The organism is Acidimicrobiales bacterium, assembly GCA_035630295.1.
Taxonomy (GTDB): Bacteria; Actinomycetota; Acidimicrobiia; order Acidimicrobiales; family Iamiaceae; genus Iamia.
Window position 1 is genome coordinate 12,849 of sequence record DASQKY010000001.1, and the last position, 21,755, is coordinate 34,603.

Sequence of the window (21,755 nt, forward strand, 5' to 3'; positions counted from 1 at the left end):
CGACCGATCCCCCAACTGTTGGGTGGAGCTCACCAGCCGGAGGGGGACAAGGCGCAACCAGTCCCCCTCCGGCCCAGATCAGCGTCCCGATCCCGGGGCGGACCAGTCTCGGTCGAGTGGACGCCCGACCGAGCGACGTTCGTCCGGTGCGCCCGCCGGAGGAGGGCCGGCGCACCGGGCGAACGCTCACCCGGTGGTGCCCGGCCGCGCCTCACCGCGGCTCGGTGGCGACGTCAGCCCGGGCCGTCCAGCTCGGCCAGCACCGCCTCGGTGTCGGCTCCCAGGGGCCGGCCCGCCCACCGGATGCGGCCCGGCGTGGCCGACAGGCGAGCCACCAAACCCTGCATGGCGACGCCGTCCACCTCGGGCAGGGCCCCCCGGGCGGCCAGGTGCGGGTCGGCCAGGATGTCGCCCATGGTGTGCACCGGGGCGGCGGCGGCGTGGGCCTCCTCGAAGACCCGGAGCACCTCGGGCCGCTCCCGGGCCGCCACCCACGCCGCCAGGGTGGCCTCGACCAGGTCGCGATGCTCCACCCGGTCCCCGAAGGTGGACACCCGGGGGTCGCCGGCCAGGCCGATGAGGGCCATCACCCGCTGGGCCACCGACTCGGCCGAGGTGCTGACGGCGACCCAGGCCCCGTCCGCGCACCGGTACGTGCCCCGGGGCACCGAGTAGGGGATGCCCGAGCCCAGCCGGGGCTGGTCGTAGTCGAGCAGGGCCTTGGCCGCTGGCAGGGGCCCCATGACCTGGAGCAGCGACTCGTACAGGTTGACGTCGACCACCTGGCCGACGCCGCTGTGCACCGCCACCATGGTGGCGAAGGCGGCCACCAGGGCGGTGATCTCGTCGGTGAGGGCGATGGGCGGGAGCAGCGGACCGCCGTCGGGCTCGCCGTTCACCGCCGCGAAGCCGCTCATGGCCTCGGCCAGGGTGGCGAAGCCGGGGCGCCCGGCGTAGGGGCCGTCCTGCCCGAAGCCCGTGACCCGGGTGACCACCAGCCCCGGCCGGGCCGCGATGAGCTCGACGGGGTCGAGGCCCAGCCGCTCCAGCGTGCCGGGTCGCAGGTTCTCGACCAGCACGTCGGCCGTGGCCACCAGGCGCCGCATGCGGGCCAGGTCGTCGGGGTCCTTGAGGTCCAGGGTGACGGTCCGCTTGTTGCGGCCCTCCAGCTTCCACCACAGGGTCACGCCGTCGCGCGGGTCGCGCCAGCCCATGGCCCGGGTGGTGTCGCCCCCGTCGGGGCGCTCCACCTTGATCACCTCGGCGCCGAAGTCCCCGAGGTAGCGGGCGCACCCGGGCCCGGCCACCACCGTGCTGCAGTCGATCACCCGCAGCCCGGCCAGGGGGCCGGGGGGGCCGTCCCCGCCCGCCGGACCGGGGCCGGGGGCCGCGCCGTCGGCGCCGCCGGGCGCGGACGCCGGGCCCTCGCTCACGCCGCCGCTCGGTCGAGGCCGATGACGAAGCAGCGGTCGGCCAGGCTCCCGAAGGCGTAGGGCCCGTAGAGGTCGGCGAACATGTGGCGGGTCTTCTCGCTCCAGGCCAGGGCCTCGGGGCTGGAGATGCGGTGGAACACCTGGCAGATGCCACCCTCGTGCACCTGGTACTCGGCCCACGCCCCGGGGAAGTCCTTGACGCAGGCCACCTCCACCCACGGCACCGGGCCGGTGGCGGGGAAGTGCCGCACCCGGTTCCGGTGGGTGTGGCCGGCCAGGTAGGCCACGATCCGGGACCGCCGGGCCACCACGTCGATCAGGCGCTCGGAGTCGTCGGGGTTGATGCCGAAGTAGCGCTCCGGGCGCTGGTTCGACGACGGGTTCCACGGGTGGTGGTGGCCCAGCACCACCACGGGACGGTCCGACTCGGCCGCCAGCGTGTCGAGCCAGTCGAGCTGGTCGACCGACAGGCCGCCGTGCTCCACGTCCTCCAGCGAGGTGTCCAGCAGGGCCAGGCGCACCCCCGGCAGCACCACCTCCTGGGTCGGCACCGCTCCCCGGTCCAGGCGGTGGTACGACTCGTGGTTGCCCCGCACCCAGGTCATCCGGTCGGCCAGGGGGGCGTACGCGGCCAGGAAGGCGTCGACCTGGGCGTCGGTGCCGTCGCTGGTCAGGTCGCCCTTGACCACCAGGGCGTCGGGGTCGAGCTCCAGGATCTCGGCCACCGCCCCCCGGTTCATGACCTCGGGGTAGGGCGACTCGCCCGGCTCGGACCGGAACACCGGCCCGGCGTCGAGCCCCTCCATCCGCCCGCACACCTCCTCGCCGAAGTGCACGTCGTTCACGGTGGCGAAGGTGGCCAGCAGCTCGCCCGGTTCGGGCAGGGTGCGGAAGGCGATGCCCTCCAGCTCGTGCTCGGTGTCGGGCCGCAGGCCGTCGGTGCGGCGCACCTCGGTGCCGTGGTGCACGACGGCGTAGGTGCTGGCGACGGTGGTGAGCTCGGGGACGTCCACGGGAGCGAGGGTAGCGAGGCCCCACCCCCCGTTCCCCTCCCCCCGCCGGCCAACCGGCGCGCCGTCGGAGGCCCGGCACCCCGGGCCCGCGGGGCGGTCAGCCGCCGGAGACGAGCAGGTCGGCGCCGATCGGCGGGGTGGGGTCGTCGGCCAGGGCGAACCACCCCTCGGGCACCGGCACCGGGCGGGGCCCGTGGGTGTGGCCCCGGACGGTGCGCTCGGCCCCCGGCACCAGGGCCAGGCCCGGGTCGAGGTCGTCGAGGCGGACCCCCAGCTCCTCGATGGAGGCCACCTGGGACAGGGCCCGCCGGGCCTCGCCTCCGACCGGGTAGCCGGCCAGGTACCAGCCGGTGTGCTTGCGCACCTCCCGGGCGGCGCGCCCGGGGCCGAACGCCTCGACCAGCAGGTCGGCGTGGCGGCGCAGCACGGGCACCACCTCGCCCAGGAGGGGCGCGGGGCGGACCGGGCGGCCGGCCAGCGTGTCGGCCAGGTCGCGGAACAACCAGGGCCGGCCCAGGCAGCCCCGGCCCACCACCACGCCGTCGCACCCGGTGGCGGCCATCATGCGCACCGCGTCGGCGCCCTCCAGGATGTCGCCGTTGCCCAGCACCGGCACGGTGGCCACCGCCTCCTTGAGCCTGGTGATGGCGTCCCAGTCGGCGGCCCCGGAGTAGAGCTGCTCGGCGGTGCGGGCGTGGAGGGCCACCGCGGCGGCCCCCTCGCCCTCGGCCATGCGGCCCGCCTCCAGGTAGGTGAGGTGGTCGCCGTCCAGGCCCAGGCGCATCTTGACCGTGAAGGGCGCCGGGCCGGCGGCCCGCACCGAGGCCCGGACGATCGCCGCGAACAGGGCCCGCCGCACCGGCAGGGCCGCGCCGCCCCCCTTGCGGGTGACCTTGGGAGCCGGACAGCCCACGTTGAGGTCCACGTGCTCGACCCCGTGCCCGTCGACCAGGATCCGCACCGCCTCGCCCATGACCCGGGGGTCGGTGCCGTAGAGCTGCACGCTGCGGGGTGACTCGTCGGGGTGGAAGGCCACCATGTCCAGGGTGCGCGTGTTGCCCTCGACCAGGGCCCGGGCCGTGATCATCTCGCTCACGTAGAGGGCCCCACCGAACGACTGGCACAGGCGGCGGAAGGCGGTGTTGGTCACCCCGGCCATGGGGGCCAGCACCACTGGCACGTCCAGCGCCAACGGCCCGATCCGCAACGCCGGCCCGGCCCCTTCCCCCGTCATCCCTCCCCTCCCCCCGACCTCGGACCGCTGAGGGCGCATGTGGTGGTCGTCGGTCCAAGGTTCGTGGTGGGGAGGCGGGCGATCACGGGGACGTCCACAGGTCGGTGACCGAGCGGCCCAGGTCGGCCAGGAGGCGGCGCAGCAGGGGGAGCGACAGGCCGACGACGTTGGTGTGGTCGCCGTCCACCCCGTCCACGAAGGGGGCCGAGCGACCGTCCAGGGTGAACGAGCCGGCCACGTGCAGGGGCTCGCCGCTGGCCACGTACCTGTCGACCTCGGCGTCGGTCATGGGCCCGAAGCGGACGGTGGTGGCCTCCACCCCGCCGACGGCCCGGCCGGAGGACACCTCGACCAGGTGGTGCCCGGTGCGCAGCACGCCCTCGCCGCCCCGCATGGCCCGGATGCGGGCCGTGGCTTCGGCCGCCGAGCCGGGCTTGCCCCACGTGGTGCCGGCGAACGTGAACAGCGAGTCGCACCCCAGCACCGCCGTCGGCCGGGCCAGCTGGCCGACCTGGGCCACGACCGCCTCGGCCTTGGCCCGGGCCAGGGCGGCCACCACCCGGTCGGGGTCGTCGGTGCCCAGGGCCGCGGCCACCGCGTCCTCGTCCACGTGGCTGACCACCACCTCGGGCTCGATCCCCGCCGCCCGCAGCAGGGCCAGCCGGGCCGGCGACGCCGAGGCCAGCACCAGGTGGAGATCGGGCATCCCCCCATGATGCCGGCCCCACCCGCCCTCGTTCTGATCGGTTGCCATATCGCATCGCACATGGCACGGTGGGTGCATGTACGGCGCGTTCCTCCGCCGGGTCCGCGAGTCGCGGGGCCTCAGCCAGGCCCAGCTGGCCGAGCTCACCGGCATCAGCCAACCCAACCTCTCGGCCTACGAGAACGACCGCCGCACCCCCACCCTCGACACCTTCAACCGGATGCTGGTGGCCTGCGGCTACCAGGTGGCCGCCGACGGCGGCAGCACCGTCCTGCACCTACCCCTCCCGCCCGGTGCCGGCGGCTACCCCTTCGACGACCTCCCACCTCGCCTCCCCGACGACCCCCCCGACGAGGCTCCCGTCCTCCCTCCTGACGCCACGCCAGCAACGCGGGCATGGGCGTTGGCCCAGGTGCTCGACCTGAGCCAGGCCATGGAGGGGCGATGATCCAGGGCCTCCGTGACCTCATCACCCAGACCCACGAGCTCCTCGATGGGCGGGGCGTGCCGCACGCCTTCGGGGGCGCCATCGCACTCGGCTACCACGCCGAGAGCCGGGCGACCCTCGATGCCGATGTCAACATCTTCGTGGGCAAGGGCGACGTCCGAGAGGTGGTGGCTGCCTTCACCGACATCGACATGCACCCGGAGGCCGACGCGTCCGAGTGGCTCCTGATGGCCGGGGTACGGCTGGTGCACACCGAGCTGCCCCTGCGCCTCGACCTGTTCTTCTCCCTGGACGACAGCTACGAGCAGGTGCGCGAGCGAATCGTGTCCGGGCCGTTCGGGCCGGATGGGGGAACGATCCCGATCCTCTCTGTGGAGGACCTGACCACCTTCAAGCTGTCTTTCAACCGCCCCAAGGACTGGATGGACCTCAGCCAGCTGGTGGAGCACCACCCGACCATGGACATCGACCAGATCGAGCACATGCTCGGCCACCTGCGGGGACCGACGATGGCGCCTCGCATCGCTCGCCTGCGGGCTCTGCTCCGGCAGGCCCGCCCCTGACCTACCAGGGGCGGCGGCGGCGGAGGGGGACGGGCTTGGACCACCAGCGGCCGCTCCAGCGCCAGCGCTCGGCCGGCGCCCCGGCGGGGGCCGCGGCCCGGGGCCAGGCCACCTCGACGGCGGCCACGATGGCGGCCGCTTCCTCGTCGGTGGGGGCGGGGCGGATCTCCATCACGACAGCCGCACGCCCGGGGCGGTGACGGCCGCGCTCACAGCGGGACGTTCCCGTGCTTGCGGGGGGGCAACTCCTCGCGCTTGGAGCGCAGCATGGAGAGGCCCTCGGCCAGCTTGCGTCGGGTGTCGGCCGGGTCGATCACGTCGTCCACGTAGCCCCGCTCGGCGGCCACGTACGGGTTGAGCCACTTCTCCGAGTAGTCGTCGACCAGCTCGGCCTTGCGGGCCTCGGGGTCGGCGGCGGCGTTGATCTCGGTGCGGTGCAGGATCTCCACCGCCCCGGTGGCCCCCATCACCGCCAGCTCGGCCGACGGCCAGGCGAAGGCCAGGTCGGCCCCGATGGACTTGGAGTTCATGACCACGTAGGCCCCGCCGTAGGCCTTGCGGGTGATGACCTGGATGCGGGGCACCGTCGACTCGCAGTAGGCGTAGAGCAGCTTGGCCCCGTGGCGGATGATGCCCCCGTGCTCCTGGCCCACGCCGGGCAGGAAGCCGGGCACGTCCACGAAGGTGATGAGGGGGATGTTGAACGAGTCGCACACCCGGACGAAGCGGGCCGCCTTCTCCGAGGACTCGATGTCCAGCACCCCGGCGTAGAACATGGGGTTGTTGCCCACGATGCCCACCGGCTGGCCGTCGATGCGGGCGAAGCCGCAGGTGATGGACGGGGCCCACGAGGCGAAGTACTCGACGTAGTCCTCGTCGTCGACGATGACCTCGATGACCTTGCGCATGTCGTAGGGCTGGTTGGGGCTGTCGGGGATCATCCCCGCCAGCTCGTCACACGACCGCTGCGGGTCGTCGGCCGGGACCGCCCGGGGCGGCTCCTCCATGTTGTTGGAGGGCAGGAAGCCCATCAGGTAGCGCACGTCGTCGAGCACGGCCCGGTCGTCGGCGGCGGTGAAGGCCGCCACCCCGGACTTGGCCGAGTGGGCGTGGGCCCCGCCCAGCTCCTGCTGGGTGACGTCCTCGCCGGTCACCGTCTTCACCACGTCGGGCCCGGTGATGAACATGTACGAGGTGTCCTCGACCATGAACACGAAGTCGGTCATGGCCGGGCTGTAGACGGCGCCGCCGGCGCACGGTCCCATGATGACGCTGATCTGGGGCGTGACGCCCGAGGCCTTCACGTTGCGGTGGAAGATGCCGCCGTAGGAGGCCAGGCTGACCGGGCCCTCCTGGATGCGGGCCCCGGCCCCGTCGTTGAGGCCGATGACCGGCGCCCCGACCTTGAGGGCCAGATCCATGACCTTGTGGATCTTCTCGGCGAACACCTCGCCCAGGGCCCCGCCGAAGAGCGTGAAGTCCTGGCTGAAGACGAAGACCTTGCGGCCGTCGATGGTGCCCCACCCGGTGATGACGCCGTCGGTGAGCGGCCGCTCGGGGATGGCCGGGTTCCGATGCCGGGCCAGCATGTCGAGCTCGTTGAAGGAGCCGGGGTCGAGCAGGTACTCGATGCGTTCCCGGGCCAGCATCTTGCCCCGGTCGTGCTGGCGCTGGACCGATCGCTCCGACCCGGGCTGCCGGGCCTCCTCCTTCAGCTTCGCCAGGTCGGCGATCTGCTCGCTGAGCGGGTGCGCGGTCATGGGCCGGAGGGTAGACCCGGCCGTTCGCCCCTTCCCAACGGGCGCGGGGGCGGCCCGGGCCTACCCTCGGGCCCCATGGATCCGCAGGAGCACCGGGCCGCCATCGCTGCCGAGGGCGAACGCGTGGCCGCCGTCCCCCCCGAGGCCCTCGGCGCCCCGGTGGCGGCCTGCCCCGGGTGGGACACGGAGCGCCTGGTGGGCCACGTGGGCCGCGTCCACCGCTGGGCCACCGCCTTCCTGGCCGCCGGGCCGGAGGGCGACCCCGGCGAGCAGATCGGCCCGGTGCCCCACCCGCCCCCGGGCGCCGCCGTCCTGCCCTGGTACCGGGAGAGCGTGGCCGGCCTGCTGGCCGAGCTCGACCGCCACGACCCGGCCGCCGAGGCCCTGTCGTTCGCGGGGCCGACCACCGTCGCCTTCTGGTTCCGACGCCAGGCCCACGAGGTGTCCGTGCACCGCTGGGACGCCGAGGAGGCCACCGCCCCGGGCCGCGCCGCCCCCGTCGCCCCGGGCCTGGCCGCCGACGGCATCGACGAGTGGCTGGGCTTCTTCGCTCCGCGGTTCCTGGCCATGGTGGGCGGCCCGCCGGCCGCCCTGGTGGGCGCCTCCGTGCACCTCCACTGCACCGACGACGGCCTGCCCGACGGCGCCGGCGAGTGGCTCCTGCGCCTGGTGCCGGGCGGCTGCGAGGTGACCCGGGCCCACGCCAAGGGCGACGCCGCCCTGCGGGGCCCGGCCTCCGACCTGCTGCTGGCCGTGTGGCACCGCCGGTCCCTCGACACGCTCGACGTGGTCGGCGACGCGACCCGGGCCCGCCAGGTCCTCGACCTGGTCCACGTCACCTGACCTACGGTCGGGGCATGGACCTGCCTGTCCTCCCACCCCTGACGCCGATGCTGGCCAAGGCCCACGACGGACTGCCGCCCGGCGAGGAGGGCGACTGGTGGTTCGAGCCCAAGTGGGACGGCTTCCGGGTGGTGGTGTTCCGCGACGGCGACGAGGTGGAGATGCTGTCCCGCTCCGGCCGTGACCTCATCCGCTACTTCCCCGAGGCGGTGGACCCCCTGCGGGAGGCCCTGCCGGCCAAGGCGGTGATCGACGGAGAGATCGTGGTCCCCTCCGCCGACGGGTTGGACTTCGACCTGCTGGGCCAGCGCATCCACCCTGCCGCCTCCCGGGTCCAGATGCTGGCCGAGGCCACCCCGTCGGAGGTGGTGGCCTTCGACGTGCTGGCCCTGGGGGCCGACGACCTGACCGGCGCCCCCCTGGGCCAGCGGCGCCGGGCCCTGGAGGAGGCGCTGGTGCCCGGGGCCCGGGTGCATCTGAACCAGGGCACCTTCGACCGGGTCACGGCCCAGGACTGGTTCGTCCGCTTCGAGGGGGCGGGCCTGGACGGGGTGATCGCCAAGCCGGTGGGCAGCACCTACGAGCCCGGGGCCCGGGGCTGGGTCAAGGTCAAGCACAGCCGCACCGCGGACGTGGTGGTGGCCGGCTACCGCGTCCACAAGGACGGCGAGGGGGTGGGGTCGCTGCTGCTCGGCCTCCACGACGACGAGGGCCGCCTCCACAGCGTGGGCGTGGCCGCCTCGTTCAAGGCCGCCGACCGCCGGGCCCTGCTGGCCGAGCTGGCCCCCCTGGTGGTCCCGGCCGAGGACATCGCCAGCCACCCGTGGGGCGGCTGGACCGATCCCGCGGCCCACGCCGAGGGGCGGCTGCCGGGGGGCCCGTCCCGCTGGAACGGCAAGAAGGACCTGAGCTTCACGCCGCTGCGCCCCGAGCGGGTGGCCGAGGTGGCCTACGAGCGGGTCGACCACGGGCGCTTCCGGGCCACGTCGAAGTTCCTGCGCTGGCGCCCGGACCGCGAGCCCGACTCGTGCCGCTACGACCAGCTCGAGGTGGTCCCCGCGGTGGAGCTGTCCGAGGTCCTGGGCCGGACCTGACCCCGGTGGCCGGGGTGGCCCGCCCTCAGCTCGGCGTGACCCGGACGATGCGGTCGCCCGAGCCGTTGGCGGTGGTGAGGTAGAGCAGGCCGTCGGGGCCGAGCTGGGCGGTGCGGATCCGCCCGAAGGTGCCCTGGTAGAGGCGGGCCACCTGGGCCAGGGTGCCGTCGCCCTGGGGCCGCAGCACCAGCACGCTCTCGCCCTTCAGCGTGGCCACCACCAGGTGGTCGTCCCACCCCTCCCACCGGCCACCGGCCAGCCAGGCCAGGCCCGAGGTGGCCACCGTGGGGAAGCCCGAGCTCCACGCCGCCGGCACCGCGCCCGGGAACTCGGCCCGGTCGGTCATGGGCACGGACTCGTCGTAGCCGGGGACGGGGTTCCACCCGAAGTTGCCGGTGCGCTCGCGGTTGACCTCGTCGTCCCGGTCCGGGCCGTGCTCGGCGCTCCACAGGCTCCCGTCCCGGGGCCGGATGGCCAGCCCCTGAACGTTGCGGTGGCCGTAGCTCCAGATCCGGCGGGTCCGGACGTCGGGGCTGGAGGCGAACGGGTTGCCGGCCACGCCGGCCCCCGTGTCGGGGTCGATGCGCAGGACCTTGCCGCCCAGGCTGGTGAGGTCCTGCGGGTTGGTGCCCACCGCGGCGTCCCCGGTGCCCACGAACAGCGGCCCCGAGGGGCTGAAGCGCAGCCGGCACCCCCCGTGGCGGCCGCTGGTGGAGGGCAGGCCCGAGAGCACGGTCGACACCCGGGTCAGGGCGGTGCCGGCGTCGTTGGCCCGCCACCGGACGACGCGCACCTCCACGGCCGCGCCGTCGGTCCACCCCTGGCAGGTGAAGACCTGGCGATTGCGGGCGAAGCGGGGGTCGACGGCGATGCCCATGAGGCCGGTCTCGCCGCTGACGAAGAGGTCGCTCATGTCGGCGGCCAGGCGGTTCACGGCCCCGTTGGCCTGCCGGCGCATGATGCGCCCGCCGCGCTCGGTCCACAGCAGCGAGCCCGACGGCGTGAACGACAGGTCCCACGGATTGCTGAGGCCGGAGACCAGGGTGCGGGCGGTGAGCGTGGGGGGCGTGACCTCGCAGGCGGCCAGGCCGGTGGCGGCCAGGGCGACGGCCAGGCCGGCGACGGCCAGGCGGGCCGACCGCGGTCGAGCGGGCCGCCGCGGGGGGAGGGTGGTGGGGTGCATGGGGCCTCCTTGCCGACCGGCCTGGCAGCCAGGCTCGCGCACGCAGCGCGACCCTGCCGCTCCACTTCGTGCTGACCGGCGGCGCCAGGGGCAAACCAGCGGGGGCCTGCCACTTCTCGCCACCTCTCGTGGTGGCGGTCAGACGGTCCGTCCACCAGGCCCTGGTCACCCTGCGTGCCGACAAGGCTCACGTCGCAGCGAAATGGTGACTAGTTCAGAAACCATCCTTTCTGACCATAGAACGCGGCCAGCTCTTCTTGCACAGTGTGCGCAGCAGTTGGGTGTGACGCAGCGCACGCGATGCACCAGAACGCCCAGTCGGTCGCTTGGTTCGGGGGATCCGAGAGGACTGGCCCGGCGGTGGAGGCAACTCCACCGCCAGACTGCACCCTCCAGGGGGAGATCTGGGGGACGACCGTGAGAGCGGTGGCCTGATGCTCGGGAGGGGCAGCGGGCCACCGCTCTCATCGTCGCGTCGAGGGTCCCCGGCGCGCCGGCTGTGGCATCCGACCCGGCGGGTCAGCCCCCGCCCAGCGCCGCGGCCCGGGCCACCGCCCGCTCGAGCAGGCCGGGGGCGTCCATGGCCTCGGCCAGGGCGACCAGCTCGGGGGTGGGCCCGGTCCAGCGGAGCGCATCCACCGAGCCCGGCACCGGCGCGTCGCGCTCCAGGGTGGCCAGCCGCTTGAACAGCAGGGCGTCGGCCATGTGCTCCCGGAGGGTGGCGGCCAGGGTGCCGGCCGCCCGCACCTTCACCGCCCAGGTGGTGGGATCGACCGGGATGTCCTCGATGCGCCCGTAGGCCCGCAGCACCGCGGCCGCCGACTTGGCCCCCCACCCGGGCAGGCCGGGGAAGCCGTCGGCGCTGTCGCCCACCAGGCCCAGCCAGTCGGGGATGGACTGGGGGGGCACGCCGTACTTGGCCTCCACCCCGGCCGGGTCCAGCGCCGTGCCCCGGCGCCGGTCGAGCTGGCCCACCTTGCCCCCCACGCACTGGGCCAGGTCCTTGTCGGGCGTGCAGATCCACACGTGCTCCACCCGTTCGTCGGCGGCGGCCACCGCGGCCAGGGCGGCCAGGGCGTCGTCGGCCTCGTGCTCGACCATGGCCGTCACGGTGACGCCCATGGCCGCCAGGACCTCCTCCAGCAGGGTGAACTGGGACAGCAGGGAGGGGTCGACACCCGAGCCGTCCTTGTAGCCGGCCCACAGGTCGTTGCGGAACGACTCGATCACGTGGTCGGTGGCCACGGCCACGTGGGTGGCCCCCTCCTCCAGCATCCGCAGCACCGAGCCCACCGTGGCCCGGGTCGCCCCCACCTCCCGGCCGTCGTCGGTCACGTGGGACGGCACCGCGAAGAAGTGGCGGAACAGCTCGTAGGTCCCGTCGACGAGGTGGACGTCCATGGGGGCTCCCTGCGGATCGGGCCGGAACCGGCGACCGCCGGCCCCGGAGGAGCCTGGCACAGGGCCGTCGAGCCGAGGCCCCCCCCCAGCGGCCCTCCCCGCCGGGCGCGGGCCCAGGGCGGTGGCGCGAGGTGCAGGTCGCGGGCCGCCCCGCCACCGCGGGCCGCAGCGTGCCAGAGGAGGCGACCGCCCCTGAACCGGCCCGCCCGTCCGCCCCCCGGACCCGGTGCGGCGCCGGGCCGGTGGTGCTCTGGCTACGCTGGGCGGGTGCCGTCGAGCACCAGTTCCGACGACGACCCCGGGAGTCCCCAGCCGGGCCGCTCTGCCCTGAGCAGCGCCCGGCGCCTCCCACCGGCCCCCCGTGGGGGTGGCCGTGTCTGAAGCCCTGCCCCAGTTGGCGCTGGTCGTGGTGCTGGTGATCCTCAACGCCGGTTTCGCCGGCAGCGAGATGGCGCTGATCTCCCTGCGCGAGAGCCAGCTCCAACGGCTCGAGGCCAAGGGCCGCCGGGGCCGGGCCCTGGTCGCCCTGGCCCGCGACCCCAACCGCTTCCTGGCCACCATCCAGATCGGCATCACCCTGGCCGGGTTCCTGGCCTCGGCGGCGGCCGCCGTCTCGCTGGCCGAGCCCCTGGAGGAGCCCCTCGGCTTCCTGGGTGGCGCCGCCGGGCCGGCCGCCATCGTGGCCGTCACCCTCGTCCTCGCCTACCTCACCCTGGTCTTCGGCGAGCTGGCCCCCAAGCGCATCGCCATGCAGCGGGCCGAGGGCTGGGGCCTGGTCGCGGCCCGACCCCTGGCCCTGGTGGCAAGGCTGACCCGCCCCGCGGTGTGGGTGCTGAGCCGGAGCACCGACCTGGCCGTGCGCCTGCTCGGGGGCGACCCCGACCGCCACGGCGAGGAGGTCACCGAGGAGGAGCTGCGGGACATGGTGGCGGCCCAGCCCGGCTTCACCGACCAGCACCGGACCATCCTCTCCGGGGCCTTCCAGATCGCCGGCCGCACCCTCCAGGAGGTGGTGGTGCCCCGCCGCGACGTCTTCGTGCTGGCCCCGGGCACGCCGTGCGACGCCGCCCTGGCCGCCCTGGCCGGCTCCAGCCACACCCGGGCCCCGGTGGCCGACGACGGCAACCTCGACGAGTTCCGGGGCGTGGTCCACCTGCGGGACCTGGTGGCCGCCGACTGCGAGACGGTGAGCGACGTGACCCAGCCCGCCCCCGCCTTCCCGGAGACGGCCAGCGTGCTCGACGCCCTGCGCAGCATGCAGGCCGGGCGCCACCAGATGGCCATCGTGATCAACGAGCACGGCGGCACCGAGGGCATCGTCACCGTGGAGGACCTGCTGGAGGAGCTGGTCGGCGAGATCTACGACGAGACCGACCAGGACGTCCTGTCCGTCCGCCACGAGCCCGACGGGGCCCGGGTGCTGCCCGGCCGCTTCCCGGTCCACGACCTGCCCGACATCGACGTCGACCTGCCCGAGGGGCCGTACTCCACCGTGGCCGGCCTGGTGCTGCACCAGTTGGGCCGTATCCCCGAGCACCCCGGGGACGTGGTGGCGGTCGACGGTTGGGAGATGGAGGTCATGGCCGTCGACGGCCGGGCCATCACCGAGGTGCGCCTGCGCCGGTCCGCCAGCCCGGCGCTCGAGGGCGACACCAGCACCGATGCCGGCCAGGGCACCCGCCAGGCGGCCCCGTCGTCCTGACCCCGCCTCGTCCGGCCCCACCGTTCCCGCCACCCTTGGCGCCCGTGCCGCCGGAGACGGTGCCGGGTGGGCGAGGGTCGGGATGGGCGGTCAGGCCCCGGCGGGCTCCGAGCGGTCGGCGGGGACCTCGGCGTCGGGATCGTGCGCGGGCTGGTCGTCGACGCCGCCCGGCCAGTCGTAGGCGACGCCGGTGAGGCGCTCGGACACCGACCACAGGCGGGCGGCGTCGGCCTCGTCGCGGGCCCGGCGCGTGGAGGTGACCCGCACCGGGTGGCCCCGCAGCTCCATGAGCCGCCCCGGACCGAAGTACTCGCCGCCCCGGACGTCCGGCATGGTGGCCGCGTAGAGCTGGGGCAGGGCGCCGTCGTCGCCGGACTGGGCGATGACCGTGTTGCCCAGCTCCATGAGCCGGGCCGACAGGGCCCGGCCGCTGGCCTCGGGGCCGACGGCCTGGAGGTGGGTGGCGGCGTAGCCCGGGTGGGCGGCGGCCGAGGTCAGGGGCACGCCGGCCGCCGCGGCCCGCCGGTCGAGCTCGTAGGCGAAGAGCAGGTTGGCCAGCTTGGACTGGCAGTAGGCCAGCCAGCGCCGGTAGCCCCGCTGCCAGTGGAGGTCGTGCCAGCGCATGCGGCCCGGCTTGTGGGCCCCCGACGAGGTGGTGACCACCCGGGGGGCCTCGGCGGCCAGGAGCGTGGGCAGGAGCAGGCCGGTGAGGGCGAAGTGGCCCAGGTGGTTGGTGCCGAGCTGCATCTCGAAGCCCTGGGCGGTGCGGGCCAGGGGGACGGCCATGACCCCGGCGTTGTTCATGAGCACGTCGAGCGCGTCGACCCGGCTGCGGATGTCGTCGGCCGCGGCCCGGACCGAGTCCAGGTCGGCCAGGTCGAGGGCCACCACCTCGGGGGCGGGGCCGGTGGCCACCCCCGCCACCTCGTCGCGGGCCCGGGCCGCCTTCTCGGCGTTGCGGGCCGCCATCAGCACCCGGGCGCCGGCCCGGGCCAGCACGGTGGCCGAGGACAGGCCCAGGCCGCTGGTGGCGCCGGTGACGACGACGGTGCGGCCGGCCTGGTCGGGGACGGAGTCGGCGGTCCAGGGATCGGTCATGGCCGGTCAGCCTCGCGCCCGCCGCCGGCTCGGCCAACCCGGGGCCCGGGCCCGTCGTACCCTCGGGCCATGCGCGTCCACCACCTCGACTGCTGCACCATGTGCCCGCGCGGGCGCCGTCACCTGAACGATGCCGGCCACCTGGTGGGCCACGTGCTGGTGCTGGAGACCGACCGCCACGGCCTGGTGCTGGTCGACACGGGCATCGGGCGGGGCTGCGTGGCCGACCTGCGGGGCTGGATGGGTGCCGCCGTGGTGGCCGCCACCGGGCCGGTCGCCGACCCGACCCGGACCGCTCACCACCAGCTGGGCCGCCTCGGCCTCGACCCCGGCGACGTGCGCCACGTCGTGGTCACCCACCTCGACGGCGACCACGCCGGCGGGCTGGCCGACTTCCCGGAGGCCACCGTCCACGTCCACGGGACCGAGCTCGACGCCGCCGTCAACCCCCGCTCGACGGCCGAGAAGCAGCGTTACCGGCGACGCATGTGGGCCCACGGCCCGCGGTGGCGCACGTTCCGCACCGACGAGGGCGACACGTGGAACGGCTTCGCCGCGGCCCGGCCCCTGGCCACGGGGGAGCGGCCCGGCGAGGTGCTGGACGGTGTCGTGACCCTGGGCCTGCCCGGCCACACCCGGGGCCACTCCCTGGTGGCCGTGGACCGGGGGGACGGCGGCTGGCTGGTCCACGCCGGCGACGCCTACTTCCACACCGCCTCGGTGCACCGGGACCGGGGCCGGCCCACCCGGCTGCTCACCGCCTTCGAGCGCACCGTGGCCGTCGACCGCTCGGCCCTGGCCGGCAACCACCAGCGCCTGGCCGACCTGGCCTCGTCGGGCCGGGCCACGGTCGTCTGCGCCCACGACCCCTCCGAGTACTCGGCGCTGGCCCTCCGGGACGAGGTGCGCCCGCCCGGGTGACGGTGGCGGGCGCCGGGCCCGGCGATCGGCCGGCGACCGGGCAGTCGCCCCCCGGTACCCCTCCTCGGCGTATCCTCCGGGCCGTGCAGGTGAAGGCCCGGTATCGGGAGGCCATCGAGGCGGGCACGGTGACGTTGCTGTTCCGGCGGTGGGCCAGCCGCCAGGTGGTGGCCGGCCGCGTGTACCGCACCTCGGCCGGACGGCTGGAGGTGCTGGCCGTCGACGAGATCGACCCGGCCGCCATCACCGACGCCGAGGCCCGCCGGGCCGGGGCCGCCGATGCCGAGGCGGTGCGGCGGGAGCTGCGGGGCGACCCCGACCGGGTGGCCTACCGGGTCGAGGTGCGCCCGGTGCTGGGGCCCGACCCGCGGGCCGAGCTGGCCGCCACCGACGACCTGACCGACGACGACGTGGCCGAGATCGACCGGCGCCTGGACGTGCTCGACGAGGCCAGCAGCCACGGGGCCTGGACCCTGGCCACCCTCCGCCTCATCGAGGCCCAGCCCTGCACCCTGGCCGCCGACCTGGCCTTCTCGGCGGGCCGCCAGCGCGACCCGTTCAAGCTCGACGTGCGCAAGTTGAAGCGGCTGGGCCTGACCGAGAGCCTGACCGTGGGCTACCAGATCTCCCCCCGGGGCCGGGCCTACCTGGCCCGCAGCGCTCGGCGCGACCCTCTGGCCAGCCGGGCGGATCAGCGGGCCAGCTCCACCGGCAGCGCCCCGTAGCCCCGGATGACGAAGCTGGACCGGTGGGTCGGGCGCCGGCCCGCCACCCGGAGGCCCGGGAGGGCCCGGTAGAGGGCGGGCAGGGCGATGCGCCCCTCCATGCGGGCCAGCGCCGCGCCCAGGCAGAAGTGGGCCCCGCCCCCGAAGGCCAGGTGCGGGTTGGGGGTGCGGGCCAGGTCCAGGCGCCGGGGATCGGGGAACACGTCGGGGTCGCGGTTGGCCGCCCCGGTGAGCAGGATGACGATGCTCCCGGCCGGGATGGTGCGGCCGGCCAGCTCCACGTCGACCAGGGCGTTGCGCTGGGTCATCTGCACCGGGGGCTCGTAGCGCAGCAGCTCGTCGACCGCGGTCTCGGCCAGCTCCGGGCGGTCCCGCAGGGCCTGGCGCTGGTCGGGGTGGCGGTCGAGCAGGGCCACGGCGTTGCCGATGAGGTTGGCGGTGGTCTCGTGCCCGGCGATGAGCAGCAGGACGACGGTGGCCACCAGCTCGTCGTGGTCGAGCCGGTCCCCGTCGGCCTCGGCCTGGACCAGGGCCGAGAGCAGGTCGTCGCGAGGGGCGGCGCGCCGGGACCGGATCGGCTCGGCCAGGTGGTGGCGCAGGGCGGCCACCGCCCGGTCGGCCCGCCGCAGCTCGTCACCCGACGGCAGGGGGTCCAGGCCCACGGCCAGGTCCTGGCCGTGGGTGGCGATGAGCTCGTGGTCCTCGGGGGGCAGGCCGATGAGCTCGCAGATGACCCGGGCCGGGAGGGGGTAGGCCAGCTCGGCCATGAGGTCGAAGCGGCCCCGCCGGTGGCGCAGCGGGGCCAGCAGGTCGGCGGTGAGCTCGGCGATGCGGCCCTCCAGCCGGGCCATCTGGCGGGGCGTGAAGGCCCGGCTCACCAGGCCCCGCAGGCGGGTGTGGTCGGGCGGGTCGCGGAACAGGAGCAGCCCCTCGCTCATGTCCAGGAAGGCCCCGGGCCCGACGGTGCTGGGGGCGGGCCGGTCGAGCAGGCGGCGCAGGGGGCCGATGCGCAGGAGCGCCGGGTCGATGGCGCCGGGATCGACGCCCAGGCCGGGATGGCGGAGAGCGGCGCTCACCTCGGCGTGCCGGCTCAGGACCCAGAAGCCGAACGGGCTCCGGTGGATCGGGTCGCGCCGCTGCAACAAGCGGTAGGCCCGGTGGGGGTGGTCGCGGATGCGGGAGGAGCCCAGGAAGGCCATGAGGCCCGGCGTGACGAGCGCGGCCCGGAGGCGGGCCGCCCGTTGGGTCGGGGCCGCTTCCGACTTGAGATGCGATTCCATATCCAGATACAGTCGCGTATGTGAAGGGACCCGTCAACCACGAGGGCGAGACGCCGGCCCGCCTGACCCGGGCCCAGGCCCAGGCCCGGACCCGGGCCGCCCTGCTGGAGGCGGCGGCCTCCCTGTTCGCCGAGCGGGGCTTCCACGGCACCTCCGTCGAGGAGGTGGTGGCCCGGGCCGGGTTCACCCGCGGCGCCTTCTACTCCAACTTCTCCGACAAGGCCGACCTGTTCCTGGCCGTCCTCGACCACCGGACCAACGCCGATCGGGCCGCGCTGACCCCTCTCATCTCCACCGCCCCGTCCCTCGACGCCCTGGTCGGTCGCCTGGCCGCCCGCCCCCCCGACGACGAGGGCCGCGACGCCGACCGCCAGTGGCAGCTGCTCCTGACCGAGTTCCGGCTCCACGCCCTGCGGGAACCCGACGTCCGGCCCCGCCTGGCGGCGTGGGAGCAGGCCCAGCGCTCGGCCTACCGCGCCGCGGTGGAGCACCTGTTCGCGGCCAGCGGCCTGGAACCCCCGGGAGATCCCGGCCTCATCGCCCTCATCATCCAGACCCTGGTGGACGGGGTGGCCGTGCACCAGATGATCGAGGGCGACGCCCTGGGGCCCCACCCGTTCCTCGACACGCTCGACCTGTTGATCCGAGCCAGCACCGCCCTGGCCGCCTCCCTCGACCAGGAGCGCTGATCGACAGGCCGGCCCGGCGCCGGGCCCCGCCGGGCTCGCTCAGGCGCCGACCAGGCGGAGGGCCTCGGCCGGGGTGGCGACGCCGTCGAAGGCCACCTCGCCGTCGCGCAGGGCCACCACCCGGTCGACCCGCTCCACGAACTCGGGGTCGTGGGTGGCCACCACCACCGCGGCCCCGTCGTGGTGGACCTCGGCCAGGAGCCCGAGCAGGGCGGCCCGGCCCGGCGCGTCGAGGCCCACGAAGGGCTCGTCCACCAGCAGCAGCGAGAACGGGCGGGCCAGGCCCAGGAGCAGGGACGCCTTCTGGCGCAGTCCGCGGCTGAACCGGCTGGGCAGGTCGTCGATCCGCTCGGCCAGGCCCAGGCGACCGGCCACGTCCTCGGCGTAGCCGTCGAAGCCGTCCCCGCCGAACAGGCGCGACACGTACTCCACGTGCTCGGCCACCGACAGGTCGTCGTAGAGCACCGGGTCGTCGGGCAGGTAGGACGTGGTGGCCCGGGCGTGGACGGAGCCCCCCTCCCAGCCCGCCACCTCGACCTCCCCCCCGTCGGCGTCGAGGAGGCCGGCCACGATCCGCAGCAGCGTGGACTTGCCCGACCCGTTGTGGCCGATGAGGGCCACTGCCTCCCCCGCCGCCACCTCCAGGTCCAGGGGCCCGACGGCGGGCACGCCGCCGTAGGCCCGGTGCACGTCCTCGACCCGCAGGGCCGGGACCTCGTCAGGGCTGCTCATCGTCGCTCGTCCTCCTCGTCATCACCGCTGTCGTCCTCGTCCTCGTCCTCGTCGCCGTCGTCGTCGCCTCGCGTCCCGGCTCCGCCCTGGCCGGCGGCATCCATGGCCTGCCGCCACCACTCGGCGATGGCCTCCCGCTGGTGGACCCAGGCCACCACCAGGGCGGCCAGGCCGGCCACGGCCAGCCACAGGGCCGAGGCCATGCCGGCTGCCGGCCGGCCGGCGTCGAGGTCGGCCTCCACCACCAGGAGGGGCAGGGCCCCCAGGACGGCCAGCACCACCGGCCACACGGCGCGCAGCACCATGCGCAGGCCGGCCACCTCGGGGGCGATGAGGCCCAGCTCATCCCCCCCACTGGGGGCGCCGGCCACCACGTTGCCCAGGGCCCCGGCGCAGGCCGAGAGGGCGGTGGCCACGCCGGCGGCCAGGCCGACCAGGAGGGGCACCCGGCCCCCGCCGGGCAGGGCGGCCACCGCCCCGGCCAGCAGGCCCAGGAGGATCGACACCACCAGGGGCACGGCCAGGAGGCGGACGTACAGGGCGCCCTCCTCGACCGGGTAGCTCTGGCGTCGGCTGGGGTGGTCGACCTCCTCGGCCACGGGCTCCACCACGTCCAGGGCCCCCACCCACAGGGCCACACCGGCCAGGGCCACCAGGGGTGCCGTCCCCGACCACGCCCCCCGGAAGGCGGCGCCGGCCGCCACCGCCAGCAGCACCAGGCGCCCGACCCGCACCGCCGGGAACCGCAGCACGCCGTTCCAGCCCCGGCGCCAGGCCGGGAACCGGGCCGGGCCCCGCCCCACCCGCAGCCACGGGCGGGCCCGGGGCCGGTCGGCGGCCAGCTGTCGGCGCAGGACCAGCACGGTGCGCACGTCCTGCAGGGTGGCGGCGAAGCGGATCTGCCCGACCAGGGCGGTCCGGCGCTCGGCGGCCTCGACCGAGAGGCCCCCGACGCCGGCCAGGCCGGCCACCACCAGGACGACGGCCACGGCCACCGCTCCCAGGGAGGCCACGTGCAGGTCCAGCGGGGCCAGGGCCAACCAGCCCACCGCCCGTCCCGGGGAAGCCGGGACGGGGGCGCCGCCCACCTCGACCCGGGCCACGTCCAACGCCGACCAGGCCAGCAGCACCGCGGCCACCCCGGAGGCCGCCGCCCGGGGGAGGCGCCGACCGCTGGTCACCAGGGCGGCGCCCAGGCTGAGGGCCACCAGGGTGACGCCGGCCACGGCGCCGGCGAGGATCCACGCCCCCACCGGCTCGGGCAGCCGGCGGTCGGCGAAGCGACCCACGGCCGCCCCGACCAGGAGGGCCACGAACAGCGCCGAGCGGACCTGGCGGAGGGCGGGCCCCCGCAGGGCCCGACCCCGATCGACGGGGGCCAGCAGGATGTGGCGGACGTCGCCGGGCTCGACGGCCAGGGGCCCGCCCCGGCTCCCGGACCGCAGGCCCACGGCCACGGCCAGAGCGGCCACCAGGCCGATCACCGCCGGGCCGTGGGCGGTGACGTCGCCCACCTGGCCCGCGGTCAGCGGCGTGTCGCCCACCGTGCCGGCGATGAGGGCCACGGCCACCAGCCCGACCAGGCCGGCCATGTACACGCGGTACAGGGCGTCGACCCAGTGGATCTCGGCCACGCGCCGCCGGCGGCGGGCTCGGCGCAGGTCGTCGAGGAGCCCGGGATCGACGGGGTAGGCGTCGACGGTCCCGTCCTCGGTGGAGGGGGCGACGGCGTCGACGGGCACGTCGGCCGACGCTACGCCCGCCCTCGCCGCCGCTCCCAGCCGGACCGGGTGGCCGGCGACGGCCGCTCGACCCGGCGGGTGGTCAGAAGGAGGGGACGTCCTCGACCAGCTCGACCAGGGTGCCGTGCCGGTCCCGGACCCGGGCCACGACCGGGCCCCGGAGGCCGGGGCGGGGGAACGGGTCGAGGGCCTCGTGGCCCTGGGCCCGGAGGTGCGCCAGCGTGGCCGCGCAGTCGGCCACCCGGTAGCCCACGTGGTGCAGCCCCTCGCCGTGCTCGTCCAGCCAGGCGACCAGGGGGGAGTCGTCACGGTGGGGGGCCATGAGCCGGACCCAGCGTCCTCCCACCCGCAGCAGCGCCTCCTCCACCCCGTCCTCGGGATCCACCTCCCGCTGCTCGACCAGCACGTCGTAGGCCTCGCGATAGGAGTCCAGGGCCGTGGCCAGGTCGCGCACGGCCACGCCCACGTGGTCGATCTCGGCCAGCACCGGGCCCACCTCGCCGGCCTGGGTCGACTGGACCTCCTCGTCGCGCTCGTTGGGGTCGCGGGCGGCCAGTGGGCTCATCGGCACCTCCGTGCGGGTCGGTGCCCAACCTCGCACGCGCCGCCCCCGGGCGCCAGGTCGCGGGGCAGCCGGCCGCACCGCGGCGATGTCAGCTCACGTGGCGTCCGGGACGCATCGGGGTCGACGGCGGGTCGATGGTCGCCACCTGGCCTCGGACGTGAGCGGTCAGCGCCGGGGCGAGCGCCGGGACCGGGGCCCACCGCCGGCCGGCGCGCCCACCCCGATCCGGGTCCGGAACCGACCGGCCCCCTCCACCGTCACCCCGGGGGGGAGGCGGCCCACCAGGCCCCGGTCGGAAGTGACCACGGTCAGTTCCGGGGCGGTGCCGTAGCGGTCCTCGACCACCTCGACGATGAGGTCGTCGGCAGCATCACGCCCCGACCGGCGAGCGAAGTCCACCACCAGGTGGCCGCCCGCCATCCCGGCCACCCGGGGCTCGGGCCGTCCGTCGAAGATCAGGGTCACCGCGTCGTCGAGGTCCCGGCACCACACGGCCACCGCCTGGGCCAGGCGCTCGGCCGCGGCCACCGGGTCGTTCCACCACCCGTCGGCTCCCGCCCCCATCACGTTGTTGCCGTCGACCACCCAGAGCACGGGCCCTCCCCCGACGGCCGGCCGGGGGC

At 75.7% G+C, this 21,755-nt stretch carries 22 protein-coding genes; 8 read left to right on the forward strand and 14 right to left on the reverse strand.

All coding sequences use genetic code 11. The annotated features are described in order from the left end of the window. Positions 1-233: 233 nt before the first annotated feature. From VEW93_00080 to VEW93_00095, 4 genes are all read right to left on the reverse strand, one after another. Positions 234-1,433 (reverse strand): CoA transferase, encoded by a 1,200-nt coding sequence (locus tag VEW93_00080; protein ID HYI60183.1) that lies wholly within the window; start codon positions 1,431-1,433, stop codon positions 234-236. Next, positions 1,430-2,446: a metallophosphoesterase gene (locus VEW93_00085; protein ID HYI60184.1), complete on the reverse strand. Its 1,017-nt coding sequence runs from the start codon at positions 2,444-2,446 to the stop codon at positions 1,430-1,432. The genes VEW93_00080 and VEW93_00085 overlap by 4 nt, the downstream gene beginning before the upstream one ends. Before the next feature lie 97 nt (positions 2,447-2,543). Beyond that, on the reverse strand, positions 2,544-3,680 hold the full coding sequence (gene dusB, locus VEW93_00090) for a tRNA dihydrouridine synthase DusB (GenBank protein ID HYI60185.1): 1,137 nt from the start codon (positions 3,678-3,680) through the stop codon (positions 2,544-2,546). A gap of 82 nt (positions 3,681-3,762) precedes the next feature. Next, positions 3,763-4,386 (reverse strand): nucleoside triphosphate pyrophosphatase, encoded by a 624-nt coding sequence (locus VEW93_00095; protein ID HYI60186.1) that lies wholly within the window; start codon positions 4,384-4,386, stop codon positions 3,763-3,765. A 76-nt stretch (positions 4,387-4,462) separates the two neighbouring features. Here VEW93_00095 and VEW93_00100 point away from each other — a divergent pair, with 76 nt between their 5' ends. Next, entirely contained in the window at positions 4,463-4,834 is a 372-nt protein-coding gene (locus tag VEW93_00100) for a helix-turn-helix transcriptional regulator (GenBank protein ID HYI60187.1), read from the forward strand. Continuing rightward, on the forward strand, positions 4,831-5,397 hold the full coding sequence (locus tag VEW93_00105) for a hypothetical protein (GenBank protein ID HYI60188.1): 567 nt from the start codon (positions 4,831-4,833) through the stop codon (positions 5,395-5,397). The genes VEW93_00100 and VEW93_00105 overlap by 4 nt, the downstream gene beginning before the upstream one ends. Before the next feature lies 1 nt (position 5,398). Here the strand turns inward: VEW93_00105 and VEW93_00110 are convergent, their stop codons facing one another. Together VEW93_00110 and VEW93_00115 are read right to left on the reverse strand one after the other, a co-directional pair. Next, positions 5,399-5,569: a hypothetical protein gene (locus VEW93_00110; protein ID HYI60189.1), complete on the reverse strand. Its 171-nt coding sequence runs from the start codon at positions 5,567-5,569 to the stop codon at positions 5,399-5,401. Between the two features lie 37 nt (positions 5,570-5,606). Next, positions 5,607-7,157 carry an acyl-CoA carboxylase subunit beta gene (locus VEW93_00115; GenBank protein HYI60190.1) on the reverse strand — a complete coding sequence of 517 codons (1,551 nt, stop codon included), beginning with the start codon at positions 7,155-7,157 and terminating at the stop codon, positions 5,607-5,609. A gap of 75 nt (positions 7,158-7,232) precedes the next feature. On the opposite strand from VEW93_00115, the gene VEW93_00120 reads away from it, so the two are divergent. Together VEW93_00120 and VEW93_00125 are read left to right on the forward strand one after the other, a co-directional pair. Beyond that, complete coding sequence (locus VEW93_00120; protein HYI60191.1) at positions 7,233-8,000, forward strand: maleylpyruvate isomerase family mycothiol-dependent enzyme; 768 nt, start codon at positions 7,233-7,235, stop codon at positions 7,998-8,000. Between the two features lie 14 nt (positions 8,001-8,014). Beyond that, a complete protein-coding gene (locus VEW93_00125) occupies positions 8,015-9,094 on the forward strand; it encodes an ATP-dependent DNA ligase (GenBank protein HYI60192.1) in 1,080 nt (359 codons plus the stop codon). A 25-nt stretch (positions 9,095-9,119) separates the two neighbouring features. Here the strand turns inward: VEW93_00125 and VEW93_00130 are convergent, their stop codons facing one another. Further along, positions 9,120-10,277, reverse strand: a complete 1,158-nt coding sequence (locus VEW93_00130) for a PQQ-dependent sugar dehydrogenase (GenBank protein HYI60193.1) — start codon at positions 10,275-10,277, stop codon at positions 9,120-9,122. Positions 10,278-10,796: 519 nt separating this feature from the next. Next, positions 10,797-11,678 carry a 5'-3' exonuclease H3TH domain-containing protein gene (locus tag VEW93_00135; GenBank protein HYI60194.1) on the reverse strand — a complete coding sequence of 294 codons (882 nt, stop codon included), beginning with the start codon at positions 11,676-11,678 and terminating at the stop codon, positions 10,797-10,799. A 373-nt stretch (positions 11,679-12,051) separates the two neighbouring features. Between VEW93_00135 and VEW93_00140 the strand changes: the two genes are divergently transcribed. Beyond that, on the forward strand, positions 12,052-13,380 hold the full coding sequence (locus VEW93_00140) for a hemolysin family protein (protein HYI60195.1): 1,329 nt from the start codon (positions 12,052-12,054) through the stop codon (positions 13,378-13,380). Between the two features lie 90 nt (positions 13,381-13,470). Here the strand turns inward: VEW93_00140 and VEW93_00145 are convergent, their stop codons facing one another. Next, entirely contained in the window at positions 13,471-14,478 is a 1,008-nt protein-coding gene (locus VEW93_00145) for an oxidoreductase (protein HYI60196.1), read from the reverse strand. A gap of 69 nt (positions 14,479-14,547) precedes the next feature. Between VEW93_00145 and VEW93_00150 the strand changes: the two genes are divergently transcribed. Both VEW93_00150 and VEW93_00155 read left to right on the forward strand, forming a co-directional pair. Then, a complete protein-coding gene (locus VEW93_00150) occupies positions 14,548-15,399 on the forward strand; it encodes an MBL fold metallo-hydrolase (protein ID HYI60197.1) in 852 nt (283 codons plus the stop codon). A gap of 83 nt (positions 15,400-15,482) precedes the next feature. Beyond that, on the forward strand, positions 15,483-16,124 hold the full coding sequence (locus VEW93_00155; GenBank protein HYI60198.1) for a hypothetical protein: 642 nt from the start codon (positions 15,483-15,485) through the stop codon (positions 16,122-16,124). Here the strand turns inward: VEW93_00155 and VEW93_00160 are convergent. Further along, the gene (locus tag VEW93_00160) at positions 16,091-17,404 is read right to left on the reverse strand and encodes a cytochrome P450 (protein HYI60199.1); all 1,314 of its coding nucleotides are present in this window, start codon (positions 17,402-17,404) and stop codon (positions 16,091-16,093) included. The two genes, VEW93_00155 and VEW93_00160, sit on opposite strands and share 34 nt — an antisense overlap. Before the next feature lie 20 nt (positions 17,405-17,424). On the opposite strand from VEW93_00160, the gene VEW93_00165 reads away from it, so the two are divergent. Continuing rightward, positions 17,425-18,093, forward strand: coding sequence for a TetR/AcrR family transcriptional regulator (locus VEW93_00165; protein HYI60200.1), 669 nt, complete (start codon positions 17,425-17,427; stop codon positions 18,091-18,093). A 39-nt stretch (positions 18,094-18,132) separates the two neighbouring features. Here the strand turns inward: VEW93_00165 and VEW93_00170 are convergent, their stop codons facing one another. From VEW93_00170 to VEW93_00185, 4 genes are all read right to left on the reverse strand, one after another. Further along, a complete protein-coding gene (locus VEW93_00170; GenBank protein HYI60201.1) occupies positions 18,133-18,825 on the reverse strand; it encodes an ABC transporter ATP-binding protein in 693 nt (230 codons plus the stop codon). Continuing rightward, positions 18,822-20,567: a hypothetical protein gene (locus VEW93_00175; GenBank protein HYI60202.1), complete on the reverse strand. Its 1,746-nt coding sequence runs from the start codon at positions 20,565-20,567 to the stop codon at positions 18,822-18,824. The genes VEW93_00170 and VEW93_00175 overlap by 4 nt, the downstream gene beginning before the upstream one ends. Positions 20,568-20,649: 82 nt before the next feature. Then, the gene (locus VEW93_00180; protein ID HYI60203.1) at positions 20,650-21,132 is read right to left on the reverse strand and encodes a VOC family protein; all 483 of its coding nucleotides are present in this window, start codon (positions 21,130-21,132) and stop codon (positions 20,650-20,652) included. 165 nt (positions 21,133-21,297) lie between these two features. Further along, the gene (locus VEW93_00185; protein ID HYI60204.1) at positions 21,298-21,726 is read right to left on the reverse strand and encodes a hypothetical protein; all 429 of its coding nucleotides are present in this window, start codon (positions 21,724-21,726) and stop codon (positions 21,298-21,300) included. Positions 21,727-21,755: the final 29 nt, after the last annotated feature.